The following is a 6,598-nucleotide window of genomic DNA, read 5'->3' as shown; positions in this document are numbered from 1 at the left end:
TCTTCTATTTTCTTTATCGTCTAAATAAACCATTTTCTTTAATTTTTTCTTAAAAAAGAGCAAAATTTAAAAATTTGCCAAAGTTGACTACCTTAAAACAAAAAGGATATAATTTTTTGAATTCTAAATTTTGAATTTTGGATTGAAGGTTTAAGTTTTATAAAATTTTTCCCCTTTTAATTCAAAATTCATAATTTTATAAAAGAGGGTTGTAAAATGAAGGAAGTTAAAGTAGATGTTCATATACCAAAGAATTCCTATTTAGGAATGAAGGTAATGGGGCTTTCAACCAAAGAAATGATAGCTCGGGAGTTAAAAGAGGCAACCGCCATAGATCTCTTTAAAAAGAAGGTTTTTTCTCTTGGAAAGGCAGCAGAATTAGCAGGAATGTGTCAGGCTGATTTTAGAGAACTATTGCGGAAAAATGGGATACCTGCATTTGATTATACCCGAGAACACTGGGAGCAGGATAAAAAATCTATAGATAAATACATAGGGATTTTAAAATAGTGAAGGTAGTATCCAATGCTTCACCCCTTATAGCCTTAAGTATGATTGACCAATTTGGGATTTTAAAAGAGCTTTTTGGCAAAATCTATATTCCAGAAGCTGTTTTTCAAGATATAGTAGTGAAGGGAAAAGACAAACCTGGCTCTGATGAAACCAAAAATGCCATTACTAACAGATGAATAGAGAGATTGTTTGTAAAAGATAGATTAGCAGTTATGGGTATGCTAAGTAGTCTGGATGAAGGAGAGGCAGAGTCTATAGTTCTTGCTAATGAAATTGAAGCTGACTATATCTTACTTGATGAAGAAAAGGGAAGAGAGATAGCTATAGTATCTTCCATTACTTAGTGCAAAAATAGATAGGGTTGTGTTTATCTGTTAAAAATTCATCCACCTTTTAAGAAATTTTGAATTCTAAATTTTGAATTTTGAATTGAAGGTTTAAGTTTTATAAAATTTTTTCCCTTTTAATTCAAAATTCAACATTCAAAATTCATAATTTTATAAAGTTTTCCTTAAGATTATCTAAACACATACATTTTGTAAAGCGTTATGGAATTAACTATAACTCAATGGGGTTTAATATTATGGGTACAATAGGCATCCTCTCCCTTACCAAAAAGAGAGGCTTTCCCATAGATTTAAGGATGAAATTAGATGAGTTAAAAGCAAATGATTTTAGAATTAGTAAAAGTCTTTATGAGGAGATAATAAAAGAAAGTGAGTGCTAATAAGATAGGTCAAAAAGCTCGATTTGTCTCTGAAGAGATAGAAAGATTTGATGAATATGTTGAAGATACAATTCATTTGTATAAAGAAACTATAGATGGGCCAAAACTGCGTATAACATGGCATAAAAGATTGATACCCAAACCCTTTGGGCTTCTTTTGCAAAAGAAAGAGGAAGTGAAATATCCTTAAGATAAACCCTTTGCCAAATAAGGGTTAAATTACATATCATAATAGCATGAAACTCGGTATTGACATTGGCTCAATAAGCTTAAAAATAGCCCTTTTGGATGAGAATGATAACATCCTTGAGGATTATTACATTAGGCATAAGGGAAATCCTTTGCCTTTATTGCTTGAAAAGATAGAGAGCCTTCCCGATGATATATTGGTTGGCTGGACAGGAACAGGGACAAGGGGAATCTGCGAATTTTTTGGGACATCTCCCGTAAATGAGGTAATTGTTCAGGCATCTGCAACCTCTAAATTAAACAAGGAAATAAGGACGATAATAGAAATCGGAGGAAGTGACTCAAAGCTGATTAACCTTTCTAATGATGGCTCAATCCTAGATTTCTCAACCAATACGATCTGTGCGGCAGGTTGTGGCTCATTTTTAGACCAGCAGGCTTCAAGGATGCATCTTAGCATTGAGGAATTTTCAGAAGCTTCCCTAAAATCAGAAAAACCTCCACGCATTGCCGGAAGGTGCTCGGTATTTGCCAAGACCGATATGATTCACCTCCAGCAAGAAGCCACGCCAATTGAGGATATTATTGCTGGCTTATGCTTTGCCTTTGCCAGGAATTTTAAATCTGTGATTGGAAAGGGGAAAAACATAAATCCGCCTGTTTCATTTCAGGGCGGGGTTGCGGCAAATAAGGGAATGCAAAGGGCATTTAAAGAGGTATTAGGGATTGAGATTATTATTCCAGAGCATTTTGCCACAATGGGGGCAATTGGTGCAGCCCTTTTGGCAAAGAATAAGATAGAGCTTAAAAGATTAAAAGATTTTAAGATTGAAGAGGAAAAAATTGGTCTTGAACCCTTAAGCCTCATTGCTCCCATTTCCGAATACAAAGACAAAATAAAAACCTATCTACGACTCCCGACTTCCGACTCCCGACTCCCGACTTATATTGGCATAGACATCGGATCTGTCTCAACCAATGTTGTGGCAATTGACGAAGACAAAAGGGTTTTAGCAAGAAGGTATCTACCTACAGCAAGTAGACCAATTGAAGCGGTATGCCAAGGCCTGGATGAGATTGGAAAAGAAATTGGTGAATTTGTTGAGGTTTGTGGCTGTGGGACAACCGGCTCAGGAAGGTATATGATTGCCGATTTTGTGGGAGGCGATATTGTAAAGAATGAGATAACCGCTCAGGCAAGGGCAGCCTATGATATAGACCCAAGCGTAGATACAATCTTTGAGATAGGTGGTCAGGATTCAAAGTATATATCCTTAGAAAATGGTTGTATCGTTGATTTTGAGATGAATAAGGTCTGTGCGGCAGGAACTGGCTCATTCTTGGAGGAGCAGGCAGAGAGGCTTGGCATAAACATAAAAGAGGAATTTGCCAATCTGGCATTTCAATCAGAGCAACCCCTTGCTTTAGGGGAGCGATGCACGGTATTTATGGAGACAGACATTGTTTCCCACCAGCAAAAGCAGGCAGAGAAAAAGGACATTGTAGCTGGGCTTGCCTATTCCATTGTCCACAATTACCTAAACAGGGTTGTCGGTGAAAAAAAGGTAGGAAATAAAATATTCTTTCAAGGTGGAACAGCAGCTAACCTTGCGGTTATTGCTGCCTTTGAAAAGGTCTGTGGAAAGAGAATTTTTGTTCCCGAAAACCATGATGTCACTGGCGCAATCGGCGTTGCCATAATTGCTAAAGAAAGCAATATAGAAAAAACAAGATTTAAGGGGTTTGACTTAAAAAATAGAAAATATGAGCTTTCCTCCTTTGAATGCAAGGGGTGTCCAAATTCCTGCGAGATAAAAAAGGTCAAGTTAGAAGGCGAAGAACCTTTATTTTATGGGGCAAGGTGTGAGAAATATGAAAAAAGGGGTCAAGGGTCAAGGGTCAAGGGTCAAGGGTCAGAACTACCTGATTTGTTTGAGGAGAGGGAAAACCTGCTTTTAAATATTTATAAAAAAGAGGGGGGTGGCAAAAAGATTGGGATTCCCAGGGCATTGTTTTTCTATGAATTCTTTCCCTTCTTTAAGGCATTCTTTAGCGAATTGGGATTTAATGTTATCTTTTCCGAAAAGACAAATAAGACCATTATTCATAAGGGCGTTGAAGGCGTTTCAGTAGATACCTGCTTTCCCATAAAGCTTACCCACGGTCATATCTTAAGCCTCCTTGAAGCTGGGGTTGATTATCTATTTCTTCCCTCCATTATAAACCTTAAACAAACATCTCCCTATTTCTCAGAATCCTACCATTGCCCCTATGTCCAATCCATTCCCTATACAGTTGCCTCAACGATGAATTTCAAGGAGCATAGGGTTAATCTCCTTCAGCCAGTTATCAGGATGCGCTATGAGAAAAAGGGTCTTCTAAAGCCATTGCTTGAAATGGGAAGGGCATTGGGGATTGCACCAGAAAGGGTAAAGAAGGCATTGAATATTGCCTATAATGTCCAAAGCGAATTTAGAAAAAGGATAGAAGAAAGGGGAAAAGAGATATTATCATCATTAGACAATCGCTCAATTGTTCTAATTGCCCGCTCATACAATGGAAATGATTGTGGGCTAAACTTAGAGCTTCCCAGAAAATTAAGGGATTTGGGGGTCTTAAGTATACCAATGGATTTTCTTCCTTTAGATACCGTGGATACATCAGTTGATTGGCCAAATATGTATTGGAGGTCAGGTCAACAGATATTAGCCGCCTGTGAATTGGTAAGAAAAGATGAGCGGCTATTTCCTATTTACCTTACCAACTATGGCTGTGGACCCGATTCCTTTATTGTCTCATTCTTTAAGGAAAAGATGGAGGAAAAGCCACATTTAATTATTGAGGTTGATGAGCATTCGGCTGATGTTGGGGCAATTACAAGGTGCGAGGCATTCCTTGATTCCATTGAAAATGCAAGGAAAAAGAAGATAGAAGAGGAAAGAAGGATAAAGACATTAACCATTGAGAAAAAAACAAAGCGAAAAATCATCATCCCCTATATGTCAGACCATGCCTATGCCCTAGAGGCAGCATTTAAGGCTTGTGGTGTAAATGCAGAGGTTATGCCAGAGTCAGATATAGAAACCTTATATTGGGGAAGGAAATATACGCTTGGTAGAGAATGCTATCCGGCGATTGTTACCACCGGGGATATGGTAAAATTCACCAAGCGAGCTGATTTTAATCCAAAGGAGTCTGCATTCTTTATGGGAGGCTCATCTGGTCCCTGCAGATTTGGGCAATATTCCATGCTTCAGAGGTTTGTCTTGGATTCTTTGGGCTATAAGGATGTTCCTATCTATGCTCCAAACCAGGCAAAGAACTTTTTTAAGGACTTAAGCTTGGTTGGTAAGGATTTTGAGCCGCTTGCCTGGGCAGGGATTGTGGCAATTGATATATTGGAAAAAGCCCTTTATGAGACGCGGCCTTATGAGAAGGAAAAAGGGATAACTGAGGGGGTTTATAAAGAGTATGTAAAAAAGGTTTGTGAAGCAATCAAGCAAAAGAAAGACCTTTTGCCAGTAATGAAAGAAGCAAAAGAGGCATTCTCAAAGATTCCGGTTTATCCGAAAGATAAGCCAGTGATTGGTCTGGTAGGTGAATTCTTTGTCCGGGCAAACAAATTTTCCAATGAAAATGTTATCAAAAAGGTTGAGGCATTGGGAGGAGAGGTATGGTCAGCTCCGGTTAATGAATGGTTTTTATACAGGAATTTTAGAAGGAATATGCATTCATTACTAACCAATGATTATGCTTGTTTTATCAAAACCTCGATAAAGAACCTCTATCAAGTAAAACAAGAGGCAAGGCTTTCTTATCCTTGGCATCATTTTCTAAGGGGAATCGGCGAACCATCAACCTCTGAGATATTAGAATTTGCCAGGCCCTATCTTCACCATTCCTTTGAGGGAGAGGCAATTATGAGCATTGGAAAAGCTGTAGACTTTGTAAAGAAGGGGCTTTGCGGGATAATCAACACCATACCCTTTACCTGTATGCCAGGAACCATTGCAACGGCAATATTAAAATCTGTCTCAGAAGACAACAAGGGCTTGCCTATATTAACCATTGCCTATGATGGACTTTCCTCAGCCAACACCGATATGCGCCTTGAAGCATTCATCCATCAAGCAAAACAATATGGAAAGAGATAGATTTTCTTTAGAGCTTGAAAATATTGTAGGGCAACTCATAGAAAAATATAACCCTCTAAAGATTATCCTTTTCGGCTCTTTGGTAAGGGATGAAGAACCAAGGGACATTGACCTTTTTATTGTTAAAGAAAATCCTCCTCATATAGGTAGAGAACGTATCTATGAGCTTGATAGGTTAATCAAGTATAAAATTGCTACGGATTTTATTGTTTATACCCCAAAGGAGGTAGCCGAGAGGCTAAAATTGAAAGACCCTTTTATAAAAGGTATTCTTGAAGAAGGGAAGGTTCTTTATGAAAAATAAAATAGTAGAAGAATGGATAGAAAAGGCTGATGAGGATTTTGGCTTTGCCTCTATAAGCCTTAAAGATACAGACTATTTTTCTCAGGTTTGCTTTCATTTCCAACAATCGGCTGAAAAATATCTCAAAGCCTTTATAATTGCTCATCAATTAGAATTTAGAGCCATTCACAATCTTTTGGAATTATTAGAAATATGTAGAGAAAAAGAAGAAATAACAGAAGAAATAGAGGAGGCTTGTCGTTATCTTAATCAGTTTTATATTGATACCCGTTATCCTGTCCATTGGCCTAGCCATTATGATAAAGAAACGGCTATTAAGGCAAAGGATATGACAGAAGAAATAAGGGAATGGGTAAAGGATTGTTTAAAGGGAATGAGCAGGTAAAATTTTCTTTGCATCCAGAAAGTAATAATTTTAGAAAAATAAGGAAGCATTAGAATATGTTTTGTCCAGAGTGTGGCACAAAGAATGAAGAAGGGGCAAGGTTTTGTGAGGGGTGTGGAGTTGTGTCCGCTGGATGGCTCATTTTTGCCCGAATAGGTAGAAATTTTTCCTTGCAAAAATTTTTAAAGAAGGGGTATAATTATTATAGTTAATTCCATAACGCTTTACAAAATGTATGTGTTTAGATAATCTTAAGGAAAACTTTATAAAATTATGAATTTTGAATGTTGAATTTTGAATTAAAAGGGAAAAAATTTTATAAAACT

General features: G+C 37.4%; 9 protein-coding genes. All 9 read left to right on the top strand.

Features of this window, described 5'->3' with window-relative positions:
• The first annotated feature begins 216 nt into the window (after positions 1–216).
• The 9 genes from AB1397_07735 (at position 217) to AB1397_07695 (ending at position 6,484) form a co-directional block, all read left to right on the top strand.
• On the top strand, positions 217–510 hold the full coding sequence (locus AB1397_07735) for a UPF0175 family protein (protein MEW6482863.1): 294 nt from the start codon (positions 217–219) through the stop codon (positions 508–510).
• Entirely contained in the window at positions 510–689 is a 180-nt protein-coding gene (locus AB1397_07730) for a hypothetical protein (GenBank protein ID MEW6482862.1), read from the top strand. The genes AB1397_07735 and AB1397_07730 overlap by 1 nt, the downstream gene beginning before the upstream one ends.
• A gap of 36 nt (positions 690–725) precedes the next feature.
• The gene (locus tag AB1397_07725; GenBank protein MEW6482861.1) at positions 726–857 is read left to right on the top strand and encodes a hypothetical protein; all 132 of its coding nucleotides are present in this window, start codon (positions 726–728) and stop codon (positions 855–857) included.
• 239 nt (positions 858–1,096) lie between these two features.
• Positions 1,097–1,240 (top strand): DUF3368 domain-containing protein, encoded by a 144-nt coding sequence (locus tag AB1397_07720; protein MEW6482860.1) that lies wholly within the window; start codon positions 1,097–1,099, stop codon positions 1,238–1,240.
• Positions 1,230–1,430, top strand: a complete 201-nt coding sequence (locus AB1397_07715; protein ID MEW6482859.1) for a hypothetical protein — start codon at positions 1,230–1,232, stop codon at positions 1,428–1,430. The genes AB1397_07720 and AB1397_07715 overlap by 11 nt, the downstream gene beginning before the upstream one ends.
• 46 nt (positions 1,431–1,476) lie before the next feature.
• Entirely contained in the window at positions 1,477–5,583 is a 4,107-nt protein-coding gene (locus tag AB1397_07710; GenBank protein MEW6482858.1) for an acyl-CoA dehydratase activase, read from the top strand.
• On the top strand, positions 5,570–5,887 hold the full coding sequence (locus AB1397_07705; protein MEW6482857.1) for a nucleotidyltransferase domain-containing protein: 318 nt from the start codon (positions 5,570–5,572) through the stop codon (positions 5,885–5,887). The genes AB1397_07710 and AB1397_07705 overlap by 14 nt, the downstream gene beginning before the upstream one ends.
• Positions 5,877–6,272: a HEPN domain-containing protein gene (locus tag AB1397_07700; GenBank protein MEW6482856.1), complete on the top strand. Its 396-nt coding sequence runs from the start codon at positions 5,877–5,879 to the stop codon at positions 6,270–6,272. Before AB1397_07705 ends, AB1397_07700 begins: the two co-directional genes overlap by 11 nt.
• A gap of 56 nt (positions 6,273–6,328) precedes the next feature.
• A complete protein-coding gene (locus AB1397_07695) occupies positions 6,329–6,484 on the top strand; it encodes a zinc ribbon domain-containing protein (protein MEW6482855.1) in 156 nt (51 codons plus the stop codon).
• Positions 6,485–6,598: the final 114 nt, after the last annotated feature.

It is taken from the genome of bacterium (genome assembly GCA_040756715.1).
Taxonomy (GTDB): domain Bacteria; phylum UBA9089; class UBA9088; order UBA9088; family UBA9088; genus JBFLYE01.
This window is presented reverse-complemented; position numbering and strand designations above follow the sequence as displayed.

Excerpts from the sequence above, each read along its gene's own strand:
- AB1397_07725 (MEW6482861.1), top strand. The coding sequence starts at position 726 with ATGGGTATGCTAAGTAGTCTGGATGAAGGAGAGGCAGAGTCTATAGTT.
- AB1397_07720 (MEW6482860.1), top strand. The coding sequence starts at position 1,097 with ATGGGTACAATAGGCATCCTCTCCCTTACCAAAAAGAGAGGCTTTCCC.
- AB1397_07710 (MEW6482858.1), top strand. The coding sequence starts at position 1,477 with ATGAAACTCGGTATTGACATTGGCTCAATAAGCTTAAAAATAGCCCTT.
- AB1397_07705 (MEW6482857.1), top strand. The coding sequence starts at position 5,570 with ATGGAAAGAGATAGATTTTCTTTAGAGCTTGAAAATATTGTAGGGCAA.
- AB1397_07735 (MEW6482863.1), top strand. The coding sequence starts at position 217 with ATGAAGGAAGTTAAAGTAGATGTTCATATACCAAAGAATTCCTATTTA.
- AB1397_07695 (MEW6482855.1), top strand. The coding sequence starts at position 6,329 with ATGTTTTGTCCAGAGTGTGGCACAAAGAATGAAGAAGGGGCAAGGTTT.
- AB1397_07700 (MEW6482856.1), top strand. The coding sequence starts at position 5,877 with ATGAAAAATAAAATAGTAGAAGAATGGATAGAAAAGGCTGATGAGGAT.